This window comes from Duganella sp. BJB1802, assembly GCF_013369445.1.
GTDB classification, from domain to species: domain Bacteria; phylum Pseudomonadota; class Gammaproteobacteria; order Burkholderiales; family Burkholderiaceae_D; genus Rugamonas; species Rugamonas vulcania_A.
Genome location: NZ_JABWEF010000012.1, coordinates 14,126 through 30,760, shown reverse-complemented (window position 1 = coordinate 30,760; position 16,635 = coordinate 14,126). Strand labels below are relative to the sequence as shown.

The following is a 16,635-nucleotide window of genomic DNA, read 5'->3' as shown; positions in this document are numbered from 1 at the left end:
GTACTACAGGCCTTTACGCACGAGCACCGGATCGGCGCGATATACATCCGGCGCGATACGCTTCAGGTTTTCGACCTTGGGCAGGTCGTTGAAGGCGATATACGGATGGTTGGGGTTAAGCGTCAGGAAGTTCTGGTGATAGGCCTCGGCGGGGTAGAAGGCCTTGTCCATTTCGATCCTGGTCGTCAGCGGCTTCTTGAACACGTGCGAGGCGTTGAGCTGCGCGATGTACTTTTCCGCCACGCTGCGCTGCGCCGGCGATCGCGGGAAGATCGCGGAGCGGTATTGCGTGCCGCTGTCCGGCCCCTGGCGATTGAGCTCCGTGGGATTATGCGCCACCGAGAAGAAGATCTGCAGCAGCTTGCCGTAGCTGATCTGCGCCGGATCGTAGGTGATCTTCACGCTTTCGGCGTGGCCGGTGTCGCCGCCACTTACGGCGTCGTAGTTGGCGCTGCGGCCGTCGCCGCCAGCATAGCCGGAGAGGGCGTTGCTGACGCCTTTCACGTGCTGGAACACGCCCTGCACGCCCCAGAAGCAGCCGCCGGCAAAGATGGCGGTGGCGGTGTGGCCGGTGGGTGCCGGTTCATCGACGGCCGGCGGCGCGATCGCCACCGCCACTTCCGCCGATACCGCCGGCTGCTGCCACAACGCTACGCCGAAGATGGCGGCGCCGGCCAGCGCCAGGGGACCGCCGTAGTTTTTCAAGAAGCTGTTCATGTCGTGCTCTCCGTTTCAACCAAAGGTGAAGGCGTAGGCTTGTACGCCGGGATCGAGGAATTCGATGTTGAAGGTGTGGTCGCCGATGCTGCCGGACTGCCGCACCAGCTGATACAAGCGCTGGCCGTTGATGGTGCCGCTGCCGTCGGCGGCGACGTCGGCGCCGTGGTTGCGGCCCGGCGCGGCGCCGTCTATCGTCACGCGGAAGCGTACCGGCTTGCCGTTCTTGTCCGGGCCCAGCACCAGGTGCAGGTCTCGGGCGTGGAAGCGGTAGACGATGCGGCCCGTGCCCTGGCTCAGCGTGACCTGGTCCGGTTGCGACAGCCAGTTCCCGGCCAGGCCCCATTGATTCAGTGCCGGCTGCGCAGGCGCGGTGTAGCTGCGGCTCTTGTCCGCGGCCTGGGTTTCAGGCGAAGCGAAATTCTGCGCCCGTTCGTAACCCAGGTAGGTTTCCGGCGAGGCCACCTGGCCCATGTCGGACGCCTGCTGCACGCCTTGCGCGCCTTCCGCGCTGACCACGGTGTTGGCCACGTCCTTGCGGCCCGCTTCCTCCAGCAGCTGCTGGATCGCCTGCTCGGATTGGGCGTATTCGCCTTCGCCGAAATGGTGGTGGCGGATCTGGCCCTTGGCGTCGATGAGGTAGTGCGCGGGCCAGTACTGGTTGCCGAAGGCGCGCCAGATGGCATAGTCGTTGTCCACGGCGACAGGGTAGGTGATGCCGAGGTCCTTGACCGCCTTGCGCACGTTGCCGATATCGCGTTCGAAGGCGAATTCGGGGGCGTGTACGCCGATTACCACCAGGCCCTGGTCGCGGTATTTTTCCGCCCAGGCTTTCACGTAGGGCATGGAGCGCAGGCAGTTGATGCAAGAGTAGGTCCAGAAGTCGACCAGCACCACTTTGCCTTTCAGCTGCGCGGCGGTCAGCGGCGCGGAGTTCAGCCAATCGACGGCGCCGGTCAGCGGCGGCAGCTTGCCTTCCACCGGGAGCGTGTCCTCGGCCGGTGCGGCGGCGTGCATGGCCATCATGGCGGGGCCGTTGCCGCTCATCGCGGTGCGCGACATCATGGCGCCCGAGCCGTTCGCCGCGTCGCCGCCACGCATCGCGCCACCGGCCATCATCGCGCCGCCTCGTGGCTCGCGCGGCGACAGCGTATCGATCAGCTTTTGCTCCAGGCCCGAAGTGGCGACCGTCGACACTCGCGTCAGCAGGCCGGTATCCAGCCCGCTGGCAATCGCCGCCACGCCACCCAGCATGGCCACGCCCAAGCCGCGCCGCAACCATTCACCAGCGGCCAGCGAACGCTTCATCGTGTTGAAGACTCGTCCTCCGATGAGCAGCGCCAGTGCCAACGAAGTCGCCGCACCCGCCGCATAGGCCAACAGCAGCAGCGTCGTCTGGGCGCTGGCGCCGTTCAGCGCCGCGCCGGTCAGCAGCAGGCCAAGTACCGGCCCCGCGCAGGGCGCCCACAGCAAGCCGGTCGCGATCCCCAACAGGAACGAGGACCGCGCACCCGACCACGCGCTATCCGCCGCGCCATCGGCCGCCTGCGCCTTGCTGGACAGCCTGTCGCCAAGCGCCACCAGCGGCTTGGTCAAGCGGTCCGCCAGATGCGGCAGCATCAAGGTCAGCGCGAAGAACGCCATCAGCGCCATGGCCAGCCAGCGGCCATATTGATTGGCCTGCACCACCCAGCCGCCGCCGACGGCGGCCAGCGTCGCCACCAGCGCAAAGGTCAGCGCCATCCCAGCCAGTAGCGGCAATCCGCTGCGCACGAACGGCTGGCCGGTGCGGGCAAACACGAACGGCAGCACCGGCAGGATGCAGGGGCTGAGTATCGTCAGCGCCCCGCCGAGGTAAGAGAGAAGGATCAGCAGCATGGCAATGGCCCTCCCTCAAGCCGCGCCGGGGGTGAACGTCAGCGCCAGGCCGTCGATGCAGTACCGCAGGCCGGTCGGTTCCGGGCCGTCGTCGAACACGTCGCCCAGATGGCCGCCGCAGCGGCGGCACTGCACCTCGGCGCCACGGAAACCCAGCGACGTCGTGCGGCTCGTGTACACGCCGCGTTCCAGCGGCTTCCAGAAACTGGGCCAGCCGGTGCCGCTGTCGAATTTGGCGGCGGACGAGAACAGGGGATTCTGGCAGCCGGCGCAGAGGAACCTGCCGGCCCGGTGCTCCTTGTAGAGCGGGCTGCTGAACGGCCGCTCGGTACCGCCGCGCCGCAGGATCTCGTACTGCGCCGGCGAGAGCAGGGCGCGCCATTCGGCGTCGGTGTGCGTCACTTCCCAGGTGGGAGCCGGGCCGGCGTTGGCTGCGCGCCATTTTAAAGCTGCGGCGCCTGCCATCAGGGCGGCGCCGCTAGTGAGGAGAAATTTGCGTCTGGAAGTCATATAAACTCCATCAAGTGGAATGTCGATGCAGCCATTGTGCCCCGGCGCGGATGGCGAAATCCTCACGTAATGTTCAATTAAATGTGATACTTTCCTGCGCAGGAATCCCGCACAATGGCGGCATCCAGACTTTTACCCGGCCAGACTGACTATGGATTTACCAAAACGCGTCCTGATCGTAGAGGATGATATGCCCATCGCCGACCTGCTGCGCCTGCACCTGCAGGACGAAGGCTATCAGGTCACCCACTGTGCCGACGGCAACCAGGGCCTGGCCCAGCTGCGCACCGGCGGCTGGGATGCACTGATCCTCGACCTGATGCTGCCCGGCGTGGACGGGCTGGAAATCTGCCGCCAGGCGCGGGCGATGGCGACCTACACGCCCATCATCATCACCAGCGCGCGCTCCAGCGAAGTGCACCGCATCCTCGGACTGGAGCTGGGCGCGGACGATTATCTCGTCAAGCCGTTCTCCGTGCTGGAGCTGGTGGCGCGCGTGAAGGCGCTGCTGCGCCGTGCCGACGCCATGGCCCGCAACCAGCGCAACGAAGCCGGCGCGCTGGAACTGAACGGCGTGCGCCTCGATCCGCTGACCCGGCAGGCGCAGGTTGAAGGCCGCCCGCTGGACCTGACGCCGCGCGAATTCGACCTGCTGTACTTCTTCGTCAAGCATCCCGAGAAAGTGTTCTCGCGGCTGGACCTGCTCAACCAGGTGTGGGGCTACCAGCATGACGGTTACGAGCACACGGTCAACACCCACATCAACCGCCTGCGCGCCAAGATCGAGGCCGATCCCGCCGATCCGGCCCGCATCCTGACCGTATGGGGCAAGGGCTACCGCTTCGCGCACGGCGGGCCGGCGGCATGAACCTGACCCTTTCCCAGCGCCTGTCGCTGGTGTTCTCGGTGCTGCTGCTGGCCTGCTGCGGCGCGTCCGCGTGGCTGCAGATCCGCGCCAACATCATGCACGAGAAGGAGGTGGTGCAGGGCCTGTCGCGCGGCCTGGCGCGCAGCATCGCGCTGGACGCACAGCTGATGCATGCGGACAGCGACCCCGCCCCTGCGCCCGGCGCGCCGGCCAGCGAAGGCCTCGGCCCCGAAGCCGTGCGCCGCCTGTTTGGGCAGCTGATGGTGGTCAATCCCAATGTCGAAGTCTACCTGCTCGACATGGAGGGCCGCATCGTCGGCCACGCCGCGCCGGCGGGCCACCTGAAGCGCGACCACGTCAACCTTGAGCCCATCCGCCGCCTGCTGGACAACCAGCCCTTGCCGATACAGGGCGACGATCCGCGCAGCGACACCGGTCGCAAGGTGTTCAGCGCGGCAGTGCTGCGCATGGGCGAACGCAAGGTCGGCTATATCTACGTCATCCTGCAGAGCGAAGAACACGACCGCCTCGCGGCCCGCGCCACCGCCAGCTCGGTGCTGCGCACGACGCTATGGTCGATGGCCATCGTGGCCTTGCTTGGCCTTGTGGCCGGCTTGGTCGCCTTTCGCCTGATCACGCGGCCCTTGCACCGGCTGGCCGACACCATGCGCCAGCTGGACACCAAGGCCGAGCAACTGGCGCTGCCGCCGCCCAACGCTGGCGGAGGGCGCGACGAGATCGCGATCCTGGAGCATGCCTACGGCGAGATGGCCGCGCGCATCAACGAGCAATGGCAGACGGTGCGCCAGCTGGACCACGAACGCCGCGAAGTGGTGGCCAATATCTCGCACGATTTGCGTACGCCGCTCGGCTCCCTGCACGGCTATCTGGAGACCTTGTCGCTGAAGGATGAAACGCTGGATGCGGCCGGCCGCCAGCACTACCTCGGCATCGCGCTGGCACAGAGCCGCAAGGTTGGCCGCCTGGCGCAGGCCTTGTTCGAGCTGGCGCGCCTGGAACATGGCGCGGTGGCGCCGGAAATCGAATCCTTCTCGTTGAGCGATCTGATACAGGACGTGTTCCAGAAATTCGAATTGCGGGCGGAGGAAAAGCAGCTGCGCCTGAACGCCGTGCTGCCGCACCCCGCACCGCTGGTGCGCGCGGACCTGGGCATGATCGAGCGCGTGCTGACCAATTTGTTCGACAACGCGATCCGCCACACGCCGCCCGGCGGCACGGTGGAGATCGAGGTGGAGCCGGGCGCGCAGGGCCACATCCGGATCACCGTCAGCGATACCGGGCCTGGCATCCCTCCGGACATGGAGGAAGTGTTGTTCCGCCGCCCGTTCGCGCTGCGCGGCGAGCGCAGGGAAGGGGGGCTTGGCCTGTTGATCGTCAGCCGCATCCTGCAACTGCATGGCAGCGGGATCGAATTGGTGCGCGTGCCGCAGCGCGGCGCCGTGTTCCGCTTTACGCTGGCGACGGTCTAGGCGCGTTGTAGCGGCGCGCGCCAGCTGCCCAGGTAGTGCTGCGGCGTTTTGCCGAGGATGCGGCGGAACATCGCACTGAACGCGCTCGGGCTGGCGTAGCCCAGCGCCGCCGCGATTTCGCCGACGCTGTCGCCGCGTTCGAGCCGGCCGAAGGCCTCGGCCAGATGCACCTGCTGCACCCACTGGCGGTAATGCAGGCCTGTCTCCCTGGGGAACAGGCGTATCAGCGTGCGCGCGCTGGCGCCGGCTTCGGCGGCCCAGTCCTCGATGGTGCGCGGGCTGCCCGGATCGGCCATGATGGCTTCGCACACGGCCAGCAGGCGGCGGTCGCGCGGCCAGGGGATCGCGATCGGCACCGTCTCCGCCGACGCCAGCTCGGACAGGATCAGCATCGCCAGATGCTCGCCACGGCCGGGCAGTGGATATTCGATGGGTTCATCCAGCAGCGACAGTATCAGCTCGCGCAGCAGCGGACTGACTTCGATCACGCGGCAGACATCGCCGAAGGCCTGCGCCGTTTCGGCTTCGACGTAGATCGTCCGCATCGTCACCTTGCTCAACGACGTCCACTGATGCATCACACCAGGCGGAATGAACAGCGCACGGCGCGGCGGCAGTATCCACACGCCGAAGTCGGTCTTCACCTTCATCAGGCCTTCGGTGGCATACAGCAGCTGCGCGCGTTCGTGGCTGTGCGGCCGTACCGATATGCCATGCACCTCGTCGCGCGCCATCGCCGTGACGACGCGCGGAACGCGTTGATAATCTCGATGGTCGCTGCTGCGGTGGAGAGCTTTCATTTGTCACTTAGTCGACGAAAGTTGGAATATATCGGGTTTGCAGCCATATTACACTGGGCCGCATGAATACATCCACTCTCACTTCCTCCAGCCGCCCCCACGGGGATACCGTCATGTCCATCCTCGGCGCGGTCGCCCTGGTCCACCTGCTGAACGACCTGACGCAAGCCATGCTGCCGTCGATCTACCCGATGCTGAAGGCGCAGTTCGGCCTGACGTTCACGCAGGTCGGCCTGATCACGTTGACCTTCCAGTGCACCGCCTCGCTGCTGCAGCCCTGGATAGGCCTTTACACCGACCGCCGTCCCATGCCTTTCCTGCTGCCGCTCGGGATGGTCGCCACGCTGATCGGCGTGCTCATGATGTCCGTCGCCGGCACGTTCCCGGCCTTGCTGGTGGCGTCCGCGCTGATCGGCGTCGGTTCCTCGACCTTCCACCCGGAGGCTTCGCGCGTGGCGCGCATCGCCTCGGGTGGGCGGTTCGGTTTTGCGCAGTCGCTGTTCCAGGTCGGCGGCAATGTCGGCTCGGCGCTCGGGCCTTTGCTGGCGGCCGCTGTCATCATCGGCCGTGGACAGGGCAATATCGCCTGGTTCGCGCTGCCGGTGGCGGCGGCGATCATGGTGCTGGCGCACATCGGCCGCTGGCACAGCGCGCACCTGGCCGGGCTGCCGCGCAAGGCCGCCTCGCATGCCGTATCGCCTTTACCTAAGGGGCGCGTTTATGGCGCACTGGCGGTGCTGGCGCTGCTGGTCTTCTCCAAGTACATCTACATGTCCAGCTTGAGCAGCTACTACACCTTCTACCTGATCGACAAATTCGGCCTGTCGGTATCGTCGGCGCAGCTGTACCTGTTCCTGTTTTTAGCGGCGGTGGCGGCGGGCACCTTCATGGGCGGGCCTATCGGCGACCGCATCGGCCGCAAGCGCGTGATCTGGATCTCCATCCTCGGCGCCGCGCCGTTCACGCTGATGCTGCCCTACGTCGATCTGTTCTGGACCGCCGTGCTGTCGGTGGTGATCGGCTTCGTGATCTCGTCGGCGTTTTCCGCCATCGTGGTGTTCGCGCAGGAGCTCATGCCGGGCAAGGTCGGCATGATCGCGGGGATCTTCTTTGGATTGATGTTCGGCGTGAGCGGCATCGGCGCCGCCGCCATGGGGCATATCGCCGACGTGGCCGGCATCGCCTATGTGTACAAACTGTGTTCGTTCCTGCCGCTGCTGGGCATCCTGACGGTGCTGCTGCCGCATATCCCGCAGCAGCACCGCTAAACCGGATCAGGCGTCGATGAAGCGCATCTTGAAGTTGCGGCCCTTGATGGCACCGAAGTCGCCGCCCAGCGGGTTGTTCTTGCTGAGGCGTTCGAAGGCATCGTAGGCCACGCGGCGGTCGATCGCCACGTAGGTCTGGAACTCGAACACGTTGATCTTGCCGACTTGTTCCTTCGAGAGGCCGGCGTCGCCGGTCAGTGCGCCCAGCAGGTCGCCCGGACGCAGCTTGTCCTTCTTGCCGCCCGAGATCACCAACGTCATCATCGGCGCCGGATCGACGCCGTAGTCGTTTTCATCCAGCGATTTCAGATCGAACCATTCGACCGGCGCGTTCTGGTATTCCTCGATCAGCTTGACCCACTTCTTCTCGTTCGGCGCGCACAGCGACAGGGCCAGGCCTTGTTCGCCGCCACGGCCGGTGCGACCCACGCGGTGGATGTGCACCTCGGTGTCCTTCGACACGTCGACGTTGATCACCGCCTCCAGGTTGGGGATGTCCAGGCCGCGCGCGGCGACGTCGGTGGCCACCAGCACCGAGCAGCTGCGGTTGGAGAACAGCACCAGGATCTCGTCGCGCTCCTTCTGTTCCAGTTCGCCGTACAGCGCCATCGCCGAGAAGCCCTTTGCCTGCAGCTCTTCCACCAGCTCGCGGCACTGCACCTTGGTGTTGCAGAAGGCGATGGCCGATACCGGCTTGTAGTGGCCCAGCAGGCGCGCCACGGCGGCGTTGCGTTCGTCGAAGCCGATCTCGAAGAACAGCTGCTCGATCTGGCTGTTGTCGTGTTGCGCCTCGACCGTCACTTCGACCGGATCGGCCAGGAAGGAATCGGTGGCGCGGCGGATGTCGTCCGGGTAGGTGGCCGAGAACAGCAAGGTCTGGCGGCGCTTCGGACAGGCGCTGACGATGCCGGCGATTTCGTCGTAGAAGCCCATGTCGGTCATGCGGTCCGCCTCGTCCAGCACCAGCGTCTCGACCTTGGACAGGTCCAGCGTGCCGCGGCCCAGGTGGTCGCGCACGCGGCCCGGCGTGCCGACCACGATGTGGGCGCCATGCTCCAGCGAGGCGATTTGAGGACGCATCGGCGAACCGCCGGTCAGCACCAGCACCTTGACGTTGCCGGTGGCGCGGGCCAGGCGGCGCAGCTCATTGGCCACCTGCTCGGCCAGCTCGCGGGTAGGGCACAGCACCAGCGCCTGCACGGCGAACCACGCGGGATTGAGCTTGGCCAGGATGCCGATGCCGAAGGCGGCGGTCTTGCCGCTGCCGGTCTTGGCCTGGGCGATCAGGTCGCGCCCCTCCAGCACCGACGGCAGGCTTTGCGCCTGGATGGTCGTCATCTCCTTGTAGCCGAGCGAATCGAGATTGTCGAGCAGGGTTTGGGCCAGCGGCAGGCTGGAAAAGGCGGTGGATGTCATGGTGTCAGACCTGTTCAAAAAGGACGTGGTCACAGTCTAACAGGCTCGCTGACGCTGTGATATCGGGGTTGGTGTTAGTTTGGCGCCCACACCGGCAAGCCGGTGAGGTCCAGGTTTTCGTCGCGCACCCAGACCGGCAGGCCGGTGGTGTCGGTCGGTTCCAGCAGTTCGAGCTGCACCTGCTTGATTGTGGCACGCTTGCCGCGCGGCGCCGGCGGGCGCTTCGCTTCCGGTTCGAGCGGCGCGGCCGGGCTGAAGCCGGGCAGGTCGAACGTGGCGTTGTCTTTTTTATCTCTCATTCTTAAATCTCGTGCCCACGGCGCCGTGAAAATGCGCCGCTCAAAACAAAAGCCCGGCTGCAGCAGTCGGGCTCAGTAAGTAAGTCGCGGATTGTAACACAGAGGTGCTGCCGCCCGCACTAACTCATCGGAAGCTTAGCGGAAGCTCAGCGTGGCCGTCAGGTCGCCCGGCGGCGGCGCGTTGCGGGCCGCGAAGGCTTCGTTGCGCACCTTGATGCCTTCCAGCTGCGGCAGGCCGTGCAGGCGGGTGATGAAGCGCAGGATCGACGTGGTGTCGTAGAAGGTGTGGTCGACCTGGCCCTTCTTCGCGTACGGCGAAATGACGATGGCCGGCACGCGCGAGCCCGGACCCCAGCGGTCGCCCTTGGGCGGCGCCACGTGGTCCCACCAGCCGCCGTTCTCGTCGAAGGTGACCACGACGACCATGTCCTTCCACTGCGGGGACTTCTTCAGGTGCTCGATCACGTTGGCGATGTGGGCGTCGCCGGATTCCACGTCCGAGTAGCCAGCGTGCAGGTTCAGGTTCCCCTGCGGCTTGTAGAAGGTCACGGCGGGCAGCTTGCCGGCGACGACGTCCGCCAGGAATTTGTTCGAGATCGGGCTGTCGCCAAGGCCGCCGTCGCGCAGGTGCTCGGCGCGCGCGGCGGTGCCGGGTGCGAACTGCTTGAAGTAGTTGAACGGCTGGTGGTGGTACTGGAAGTTCGGCTTCTCGCCGCCGCCGCGCGCGTCGAGCGCGGCCTGCCACGCGCCGCCGTACCACGCCCAGCTGACCTTCCTGGCCGACAGCAGGTCGCCGATGGTGTCGTAGCTTTGCGGCGGCAGCGTGCCGGCGTCGTTCGGATCGGCCAGCAGCGGATCGCCGTCGAAGGCCGGGCGGATGTAGCTGGGCTGGTAGGGCGGGGCCATGGTGTTGACCGCGTAGCCGTCCGGCGTGATGGCGCCGTTGTTGACGTAGACCGGCATGCCGTCCATCGCCGACGCCGGGCTGTCCTTGGTCACGGACAGGCGCATGCCGGTCGGGCCGTCGTCCAGCACCGCGATCTTCTTCTTGGCGGCGGTGTCCTTGGCGTTGAAGTACTCGGGCGTGCGGCCGCTGATCAGGAACTGGTGGTTCAGGTAGGAGCCGCCGAAGGCCGCCATGAAGAAGTTATCGCATAGCGTGTACTGCTCGGCGATCTTCCACAGGCCGAGGTTCTTGCTGGTCTCGCCGTAGTAGCCCATGACCATGCCGCCGGTGTTGCCCCAGGCCGCGAAGCCGTCGTTCTTGCCGCCGTTGATCTGCATCTGGTTCTGGTAGAACAGGTGCCACAGGTCGCGCGTGATCACGGCTTCGGGCAGCGGCTTGCCTTCGGTGTCGACTAGTTTGAACGGGCCGTTCGGCAGGCCCTTGATGTCGTCTTCCTTGAGCGCGTATTTTTTACCGCCGATGTCCTGGGTGTTGGGCACCATGCCGCCCCAGACCTTCGGCAGCGCCGGCAGCACGGAGCCGTCGCGGTCGCGCTGCTGGCAGGCGGCGGCGGTGGCGGCCGACAGCGGCGCGGCGGTGCCGGGGAAGTTGGCGAACAGGTTGTTGAAGCTGCGGTTCTCCAGGTAGATCACGACCACGGTTTTGATGTGGGCTTTCAGCTTGGCGTCCAGCGAGCCTTTGACGGCGGCCGGCCTGGCGGTGGCGGCCTCGCCCAGCGCTGGCAGGGAAGCGGCCATGCCGGTGGCGGCGGCGGCCTGGAAGATGCGGCGGCGTGATGGATTGGTGGGAGCATCCTGCTCATTTTGTGCTGATAACTGGACCTGATCCTTCACACGCGCCTCCTTGGCAGACTAAAAACGCGATTGTGACAGTTTTATGCCGGCTTGGGTATGAAGGGGGAGTCCCCGGAGTGTGCCGAAAAAGAAAAAGCCGTTGATTCCTGAAAGAAATCAACGGCTTATCGAATCTGGTTGCGGGGACAGGATTTGAACCTGTGACCTTCGGGTTATGAGCCCGACGAGCTGCCAGACTGCTCCACCCCGCGTCTGAGGCCCGAATTATACATAGACCTTTTGCGTTCCGCAAGGGTAAAAATAAGAGTCACTTATATTTCGGTGGATTTTTTAAGTGGCGCTTATATTTATCGCATCATTCCTCGCCCTGCGTGGCCGTGAAGTCCTCGAAGCTCAGGATCTTCACGCCAGCCTCCCGCCCCAAGGCGATCGTCTGCTCGACCAGGGTGGTTTCCATGATGAGCGCGTAGTAGGAATCCGACTCGTAGTCCACTATCAGCAGCGACAGAGGCCGTGACGCCAGCCATTGCGACAGGTCGCGCAGCCCCTGCATGACGGTCTTGCCTTCGTGATCCCACTGCCACACCGGCTCGATGCCACGCGCCGCCAGCATTTCCTGCACCTGCCAGGCGACTTCCTCGCTGGCTTTCCAGTCGACCTGCAGCATGAACCACTGTCCGCGTTGCTGGCCTTCGTCGTCCAGCATGGCGTCGTAAAACAGCCAGCGGATCTCGTCGATGTTGGTCGGCCCTGTGGAGTCGTACTTCGCTTCCACGTGCCGCACCTGCCGTTCGCTTTCCTGTTCGCCGAGGTGGCGCGTGATCAGGCGTGTGAGCCCGGAGGCGCCGGCCTTGTAGCGCGCATACGCTTCATCGCTCAACAGGTCGGAGGGTGGTGGAAGGGGCGCAGCAGGCGGCGACATCAGCCCGAATAATCGCTTGAACATGGGAGGTCCTCCACGAAAGTTGATTTACACGAGCATAGCAGAACTGCAAACATTGCCTCTTTCGAGAGGCGCCGGTCTTACGCGGCGGCCAGGCGCCACAGCGACGTGACCTCGGCGGCGCGCGCGGCGTGCAGCGGGTCGGTGGCGTCGGCGGCGCGCGGGTGGGTGGGGCGCACGTCGTGGCGGTCGACGACTTTCAGGCCGGCGGCGGCGATCCATTCCATCAGCTGCTCACGCGGACGCAGGCCAAGGTGCTCGGCCAGGTCCGACAAAATCAGCCAGCCTTCGCCACCCGGCGTCAGGTGCGCCGACAGGCCAGCCAGGAAGCCGCGCAGCATGCGGCTGTCCGGGTCGTAGACCGCGTATTCGATCGGCGAACTCGGACGCGCCGGCACCCACGGCGGATTACACACCACCAGCGGCGCCCGGCCTTCCGGGAACAGGTCGGCCTCCAGCAGCTCGACCTGGCCGTCCAGGTCCAGCCGCGCCAGGTTTTCGCGCGCGCAGCTCAGCGCACGCTGGTCCTGGTCGGTGGCGATGACGCGCGCCACGCCGCGCCTGGCCAGCACCGCCGACAGCACGCCGGTGCCGGCGCCGATATCGTAGGCCAGCTTGACGCCGGCCGGCAGCGGCGCATTGGCCACCAGCTCCACATACTCGCCGCGCACCGGCGAGAACACGCCGTAGTGTGGGTGGATGCGCGCGTCCAGCGCCGGGATCTCGACCCCGGTGCGGCGCCATTCGTGCGCGCCGATCACGCCCAGCAGCTCGCGCAGCGAAGCCACGAACGGTTCCTCGAAGCGGCCGTAGGCCTCGTTGCAGGCCAGTTGCACGTCCGGCGCGCGGCGCAGCGGGATGGCGTAGCCGGCGTCGAAAGGAATCAGCAGCATGGCCAGCGTGCGCGCCCGCTGCGATTGCGCCTGGCGATGCAGGTGGAACGCTTCGGTCGGCGTGGCCGGAGTCTTGGCCGGCTTGGCCTTCTTCGACGGCTTGCCCTTGTGGTCCGCGCGGCGCGCGAGGGCCTGCAGCAGCTGGCGTGCGTTCTGGAAGTCGCCGCGCCACAGCAGGGCCGTGCCTTCGCAGGCCAGGCGGTAGGCCACGTCCGCGTTGGTGCGGTCGTCGGCGATGACGACGCGCTTCGGCGGCGGCATGCCGGCTTCGGAGCGCCAGCGCGCGGCGCACTGCACGCCGTTCTCCTCCCAGTGGATCTGTTGCGGCGTAGGGGAGGCGGTGGTGTGTGCGGACATGTTCGGGGCAATCGGTAGGTGTAATAAGCGGAATGGACAAGCACAAAAAACGCCGGGGATGGTGTTCATCCCTGCCGGCGTTTCGGTGTTGAGGCGCTTATTATACTTGGCGCTTAGCTGTTGGCGTCTTTGACGGGAGCGAGCGAGATCGGATCGTCCGCGGGCGCGGGCGTCGCGCTCACGCCGGCGGGACCGGCCTTGATGGGTTCCTGCGGGGCTTGCGCACCGTAGGCGTCGGCCGCCGATTTGACCTTGTCGGCGGCGGTCGGCGCGGTGTAGGTGTTGGTGTCCTTGCTGTCGACCAGGTTGAGCAGGCGCAGCGACAGATTGCGCAGCGTGTTGCGGTCGATGCCGTCGCTGGTCTTGGCGGGCGCGCTGTCGCCGGTCGACAGCGCCGATTGCAGGTCGCGGCCGATCAGTTTGAACAGGTCGGCCAGCGTGCCGGGGAAGTCGATGTTCGGCACCTGTACCGTCGGCAGGTTGTCGGCGCTGGCGCCGTTGCTGGCCACCGGACGCTTCGCGGTGGTATCGGTGTTGGTGGTCGTGTCCTGGCTGGCGGCGCCGCTCAGTTCCGCGTTGTACTGCACTTCGACTTGGAAGTCGAACTTGCGGCCGTCGGCGGTGGTGATCGTGCCTTTGCCGATGAAGTGCGAGCTGTCGGTCAGGTCGAAGGCGGCGGCGTCGCTGCTGCCGTTCGGGCCCGAGGTGTGCTGCGCGCCCACGGCGAAGGTGGAGCTGGTATCCAGGCTGGCCGAGTCGAAACTGATGGTCGCATCCTTGCCCGAGTCGCCGAACAGCGACTTGGCGAAGCTGCTCAGGAAGTCCTGCGCGAAATCGACGGTGGCGTTGCCGACCGAAGCCACGTGCTTTTCCAGGCTGTCCGTGGACAGGGAAGTCGGCGAGGAATCCAGCGCTTTGACCGGCTTGGCGGCGTTGGTCGCCGTGGTCTTGCCGTCGTTGTGTGGATTGGCGCCGTAGAGGGACGACGGCAAAGCGCGGGTGCCGAGAGCAGGTAGGATAGACATGGCAGGTTCCAGCGAAGTCGGTTTGATAATACTTCTATAACGGTGCGCCCACCGATTTCTTGAGGCCTGCGCAAAGATTAATGATGATGGGTCCAGCCTTCCGGCGCGGCCAGGTAGGAGGCGACGGCGTCTTTCTGGCCGATGGCGTGGTGTTTGACCTCGCCGCAGGCGCAAATGCCCAGGTAGGGCTGGATGTGCGAGCAGGCCGATACCTTTTGCAGGCGGACCTGCACGGCTTTTGCGCACTTGGCGCATTTGAAGGTCAGGGTACGTGGTGCTTTTAACATGGTTGCTCTTCGAGTGACTTGCAAAGGCGGGATTTTATCACTCGGACGCCCGCCTGCTCAGGCGAAGACGTCCAGCCTGGGCGTCGCCGGCGGCGGCGCCTCGTAGGCGCGGCGGACCTTGGCGGCGTCGCTTGACGCCGGCCCCGATCCGTTCAGCCGGGCCGCGGCCTGTTCCACCTGCTGCGTCGCCAGTTCGGCGCGGGCTTGCAGCTCCATCTGCTGCGCCTGGGCCGCCACCGAGCGGTCGGCGCCGGAGGGATCGGCCGGCGCCAGCGCCGCCGCCTCGATGGTGCGGGCGCGTTCGATGGTCTCCTGCGGCGTGCGGCCGGGCGAGGTATCGATATGCACTTCGCCGCCGATGGCGTAATCGACGCCGTTCGGTCCGCGCTGGTAGGTGTAGGAGGCGCCGGATGTGGCCAGGCCGCCGGCGGTGGCCAGGTGCGCCTGTTCGTGCTGGCGTACTTCGGTGTCGCGGGTCTTGAGCTGGGATACGAGGGCCAGCGCTTCCGGCGTCAGGTTGGTGGTGGAGTCGCTGCCGGAAGCCGCCGGCGCCGGCGACGACGTCCCCTGCACCGGCGGCGTCGCGCGCGCCGGTGGCTGGTTGGCGGAACTCGGTGATATGGCGCCTATGCTCATGGTGACCCGCGCTGCCTCGTGCTTGTCTTAATGATAGCAAAATTGTAGCAAATGGTTGCAAATTCGCGGCGGCCGGCGCGTCAACTGTGCGGGCCGGCCGGCGTTGAAGGCCTACTGGGGATCATTCTTCCGCAAAGAGGCAAGGCCATGAACCAAAATAAGCAACCGAGCAAAGAGTCTGTGCGCCAATGGCTGCGGACGCAGATCGCCGAGCGGCGCCCGCCGCCGGATGCACAGCAGATCCGCCGCGAACTCGGTTGGGAGATGCTGAAGATGGAACGAAAGGAGCGCGGCGAACGCTAGGATTTTTTAGTCGCTGACGGTGGCGATCAGCGTGTGCAGCAGCTGGTTGACCTTGGCGGCCATCGCTTCGGAGCCGTAGTCGCCGGCGGTGATCACCACCGTCAGGTCCATCTCCGGCACGATGAAGATGCGCTGGCCGCCGTTGCCGAAGGCCGCGCTCCACGGCGTGCGGTGGCCGTGCCAGGCCGCCGTGCCGTCCCACCACTGGTAGCCGTAATGCAGCTCGTCGGGCTGGTTGCCGGGACTTTTGAAGCCCACGCCCAGACGCGGCTTGAGCGATTCATCCACCCATTCCCCTGCCACGATCTGCTGCCCGTTCCAGCGGCCGTGGTTCAGCATCAGCCGTCCCAGCTTGGCCATGTCGCGCGGACGCATACGCAGTCCCGAGAAGGGCGCCGGTCGGTCGCGCAGGTCGGTCACCCATTCCCATTGCACGATGCCCAGCGGTTCGAACAAGTCCTTGCGCGCCACCTCGATCCACGGCCGCCCGCTGACGCGGGTGACGATGTCGGCCAGGATGGTGGTGCCGCCGCCGTTGTAGTTCCAGACGGTGCCCGGCGGCGCCACGATGGGCCGCTCCAGCACATAGCGCAGCTGGTCGGATTTCCAGTACAGCCGCAGCTCGTTATTGGGCTGCATGCCCTCGTCCCATTTCCAGCCGCCGCTCATGGTCAGCAGGTGTTCAAGATTGATGGCGTTCAGTTGAGGCGAGCGCAGATCCTGGAGCTCGGGGTAGTAGTCCAGCACCGGCGTGGTGAGCGCGCCTATCCTGCCGCGCTGCTTCTCGATGCCGACCAGCAGGCTGATGACGCTCTTGCCGATCGAGCGCACGTCGTGCAGCGTGTCCGGGCCGAATTCCACCGTCGGTGCGAACGGCGGCCAGATGCCCAGGCCGCGCCGGATCGAGCGGTCCTTGCCGGCGCGGTACATCTCCGCCACCAGCTTGCCGTGGCGTTCGACGACGATGCCGTGGATATTGTCGCCGCCCTCGGCCAGCGCGGTCAGCGTGACGCACAAGGCGTTGGCGTTGAAGCCCTCCGCCTCGGGCGCGGCCACTTCCCAGCCATCGGCCAGCGTGGATGGCGCGGCGCACGGCGCGGCATGGGCCGCGGGCAGCGCGAACGAGAGGCAGAAGCACAAGCGAAGCAGCAGTTTCATGGGCTGACGTGCATTAGCAATAAAAC

The 16,635-nt window shown here is 66.0% G+C and carries 17 protein-coding genes and 1 tRNA gene; 4 read left to right on the top strand and 14 right to left on the bottom strand.

All coding sequences use genetic code 11. The features are described 5' to 3' along the window. Positions 1-3: 3 nt before the first annotated feature. From msrA to msrB, 3 genes are read right to left on the bottom strand one after another with little or no spacing between them, the layout of a single operon-like run. On the bottom strand, positions 4-717 hold the full coding sequence (gene msrA / locus HUX88_RS18835; protein ID WP_117013665.1) for a peptide-methionine (S)-S-oxide reductase MsrA: 714 nt from the start codon (positions 715-717) through the stop codon (positions 4-6). Between the two features lie 15 nt (positions 718-732). Beyond that, the gene (locus HUX88_RS18830; protein ID WP_176362764.1) at positions 733-2,595 is read right to left on the bottom strand and encodes a cytochrome c biogenesis protein DipZ; all 1,863 of its coding nucleotides are present in this window, start codon (positions 2,593-2,595) and stop codon (positions 733-735) included. A gap of 15 nt (positions 2,596-2,610) precedes the next feature. Further along, positions 2,611-3,105: a peptide-methionine (R)-S-oxide reductase MsrB gene (gene msrB / locus HUX88_RS18825; RefSeq protein ID WP_117013667.1), complete on the bottom strand. Its 495-nt coding sequence runs from the start codon at positions 3,103-3,105 to the stop codon at positions 2,611-2,613. A 151-nt stretch (positions 3,106-3,256) separates the two neighbouring features. Here msrB and HUX88_RS18820 point away from each other — a divergent pair, with 151 nt between their 5' ends. Continuing rightward, positions 3,257-3,973: a response regulator transcription factor gene (locus tag HUX88_RS18820; RefSeq protein WP_117013668.1), complete on the top strand. Its 717-nt coding sequence runs from the start codon at positions 3,257-3,259 to the stop codon at positions 3,971-3,973. Further along, complete coding sequence (locus HUX88_RS18815; RefSeq protein WP_176362763.1) at positions 3,970-5,463, top strand: HAMP domain-containing sensor histidine kinase; 1,494 nt, start codon at positions 3,970-3,972, stop codon at positions 5,461-5,463. The genes HUX88_RS18820 and HUX88_RS18815 overlap by 4 nt, the downstream gene beginning before the upstream one ends. Here the strand turns inward: HUX88_RS18815 and HUX88_RS18810 are convergent. Then, on the bottom strand, positions 5,460-6,263 hold the full coding sequence (locus HUX88_RS18810; RefSeq protein ID WP_176362762.1) for a helix-turn-helix domain-containing protein: 804 nt from the start codon (positions 6,261-6,263) through the stop codon (positions 5,460-5,462). The genes HUX88_RS18815 and HUX88_RS18810 overlap by 4 nt on opposite strands. 62 nt (positions 6,264-6,325) lie before the next feature. Between HUX88_RS18810 and HUX88_RS18805 the strand changes: the two genes are divergently transcribed. Next, the gene (locus HUX88_RS18805) at positions 6,326-7,531 is read left to right on the top strand and encodes an MFS transporter (RefSeq protein WP_176362761.1); all 1,206 of its coding nucleotides are present in this window, start codon (positions 6,326-6,328) and stop codon (positions 7,529-7,531) included. Positions 7,532-7,537: 6 nt separating this feature from the next. Here HUX88_RS18805 and dbpA read toward each other — a convergent pair whose 3' ends face one another. The 9 genes from dbpA to HUX88_RS18760 all read right to left on the bottom strand — a co-directional run bounded on the left by dbpA (position 7,538) and on the right by HUX88_RS18760 (position 15,148). Next, complete coding sequence (dbpA, locus tag HUX88_RS18800) at positions 7,538-8,947, bottom strand: ATP-dependent RNA helicase DbpA (RefSeq protein ID WP_176362760.1); 1,410 nt, start codon at positions 8,945-8,947, stop codon at positions 7,538-7,540. 74 nt (positions 8,948-9,021) lie between these two features. Then, on the bottom strand, positions 9,022-9,246 hold the full coding sequence (locus HUX88_RS18795; RefSeq protein WP_161091669.1) for a hypothetical protein: 225 nt from the start codon (positions 9,244-9,246) through the stop codon (positions 9,022-9,024). A 135-nt stretch (positions 9,247-9,381) separates the two neighbouring features. Then, a complete protein-coding gene (locus HUX88_RS18790) occupies positions 9,382-11,046 on the bottom strand; it encodes an acid phosphatase (protein WP_176362759.1) in 1,665 nt (554 codons plus the stop codon). 135 nt (positions 11,047-11,181) lie between these two features. Beyond that, positions 11,182-11,258, bottom strand: a tRNA-Met gene (locus tag HUX88_RS18785). Between the two features lie 104 nt (positions 11,259-11,362). Continuing rightward, on the bottom strand, positions 11,363-11,953 hold the full coding sequence (locus HUX88_RS18780) for a hypothetical protein (protein WP_176362758.1): 591 nt from the start codon (positions 11,951-11,953) through the stop codon (positions 11,363-11,365). A 77-nt stretch (positions 11,954-12,030) separates the two neighbouring features. Further along, entirely contained in the window at positions 12,031-13,200 is a 1,170-nt protein-coding gene (locus HUX88_RS18775; protein ID WP_117013676.1) for a class I SAM-dependent methyltransferase, read from the bottom strand. Positions 13,201-13,313: 113 nt separating this feature from the next. Next, a complete protein-coding gene (locus tag HUX88_RS18770; RefSeq protein WP_117013677.1) occupies positions 13,314-14,225 on the bottom strand; it encodes a hypothetical protein in 912 nt (303 codons plus the stop codon). A 77-nt stretch (positions 14,226-14,302) separates the two neighbouring features. After that, the gene (locus HUX88_RS18765) at positions 14,303-14,512 is read right to left on the bottom strand and encodes a hypothetical protein (protein WP_008449977.1); all 210 of its coding nucleotides are present in this window, start codon (positions 14,510-14,512) and stop codon (positions 14,303-14,305) included. A gap of 57 nt (positions 14,513-14,569) precedes the next feature. Next, on the bottom strand, positions 14,570-15,148 hold the full coding sequence (locus tag HUX88_RS18760; protein WP_176362757.1) for a putative metalloprotease CJM1_0395 family protein: 579 nt from the start codon (positions 15,146-15,148) through the stop codon (positions 14,570-14,572). A 147-nt stretch (positions 15,149-15,295) separates the two neighbouring features. Between HUX88_RS18760 and HUX88_RS18755 the strand changes: the two genes are divergently transcribed. Further along, positions 15,296-15,451 carry a hypothetical protein gene (locus HUX88_RS18755; protein WP_176362756.1) on the top strand — a complete coding sequence of 52 codons (156 nt, stop codon included), beginning with the start codon at positions 15,296-15,298 and terminating at the stop codon, positions 15,449-15,451. A 6-nt stretch (positions 15,452-15,457) separates the two neighbouring features. On the opposite strand, the gene HUX88_RS18750 is transcribed toward HUX88_RS18755, so the two are convergent. After that, positions 15,458-16,609, bottom strand: a complete 1,152-nt coding sequence (locus tag HUX88_RS18750; RefSeq protein WP_176362755.1) for a serine hydrolase — start codon at positions 16,607-16,609, stop codon at positions 15,458-15,460. Positions 16,610-16,635: the final 26 nt, after the last annotated feature.

Bases quoted from the DNA above. Each gene is read 5' to 3' on its own strand.
- msrA (WP_117013665.1), bottom strand. From the start codon at position 717: ATGAACAGCTTCTTGAAAAACTACGGCGGTCCCCTGGCGCTGGCCGGC.
- HUX88_RS18830 (WP_176362764.1), bottom strand. From the start codon at position 2,595: ATGCTGCTGATCCTTCTCTCTTACCTCGGCGGGGCGCTGACGATACTC.
- msrB (WP_117013667.1), bottom strand. From the start codon at position 3,105: ATGACTTCCAGACGCAAATTTCTCCTCACTAGCGGCGCCGCCCTGATG.
- HUX88_RS18820 (WP_117013668.1), top strand. From the start codon at position 3,257: ATGGATTTACCAAAACGCGTCCTGATCGTAGAGGATGATATGCCCATC.
- HUX88_RS18815 (WP_176362763.1), top strand. From the start codon at position 3,970: ATGAACCTGACCCTTTCCCAGCGCCTGTCGCTGGTGTTCTCGGTGCTG.
- HUX88_RS18810 (WP_176362762.1), bottom strand. From the start codon at position 6,263: ATGAAAGCTCTCCACCGCAGCAGCGACCATCGAGATTATCAACGCGTT.
- HUX88_RS18805 (WP_176362761.1), top strand. From the start codon at position 6,326: ATGAATACATCCACTCTCACTTCCTCCAGCCGCCCCCACGGGGATACC.
- dbpA (WP_176362760.1), bottom strand. From the start codon at position 8,947: ATGACATCCACCGCCTTTTCCAGCCTGCCGCTGGCCCAAACCCTGCTC.
- HUX88_RS18795 (WP_161091669.1), bottom strand. From the start codon at position 9,246: ATGAGAGATAAAAAAGACAACGCCACGTTCGACCTGCCCGGCTTCAGC.
- HUX88_RS18780 (WP_176362758.1), bottom strand. From the start codon at position 11,953: ATGTTCAAGCGATTATTCGGGCTGATGTCGCCGCCTGCTGCGCCCCTT.
- HUX88_RS18775 (WP_117013676.1), bottom strand. From the start codon at position 13,200: ATGTCCGCACACACCACCGCCTCCCCTACGCCGCAACAGATCCACTGG.
- HUX88_RS18770 (WP_117013677.1), bottom strand. From the start codon at position 14,225: ATGTCTATCCTACCTGCTCTCGGCACCCGCGCTTTGCCGTCGTCCCTC.
- HUX88_RS18765 (WP_008449977.1), bottom strand. From the start codon at position 14,512: ATGTTAAAAGCACCACGTACCCTGACCTTCAAATGCGCCAAGTGCGCA.
- HUX88_RS18760 (WP_176362757.1), bottom strand. From the start codon at position 15,148: ATGAGCATAGGCGCCATATCACCGAGTTCCGCCAACCAGCCACCGGCG.
- HUX88_RS18755 (WP_176362756.1), top strand. From the start codon at position 15,296: ATGAACCAAAATAAGCAACCGAGCAAAGAGTCTGTGCGCCAATGGCTG.
- HUX88_RS18750 (WP_176362755.1), bottom strand. From the start codon at position 16,609: ATGAAACTGCTGCTTCGCTTGTGCTTCTGCCTCTCGTTCGCGCTGCCC.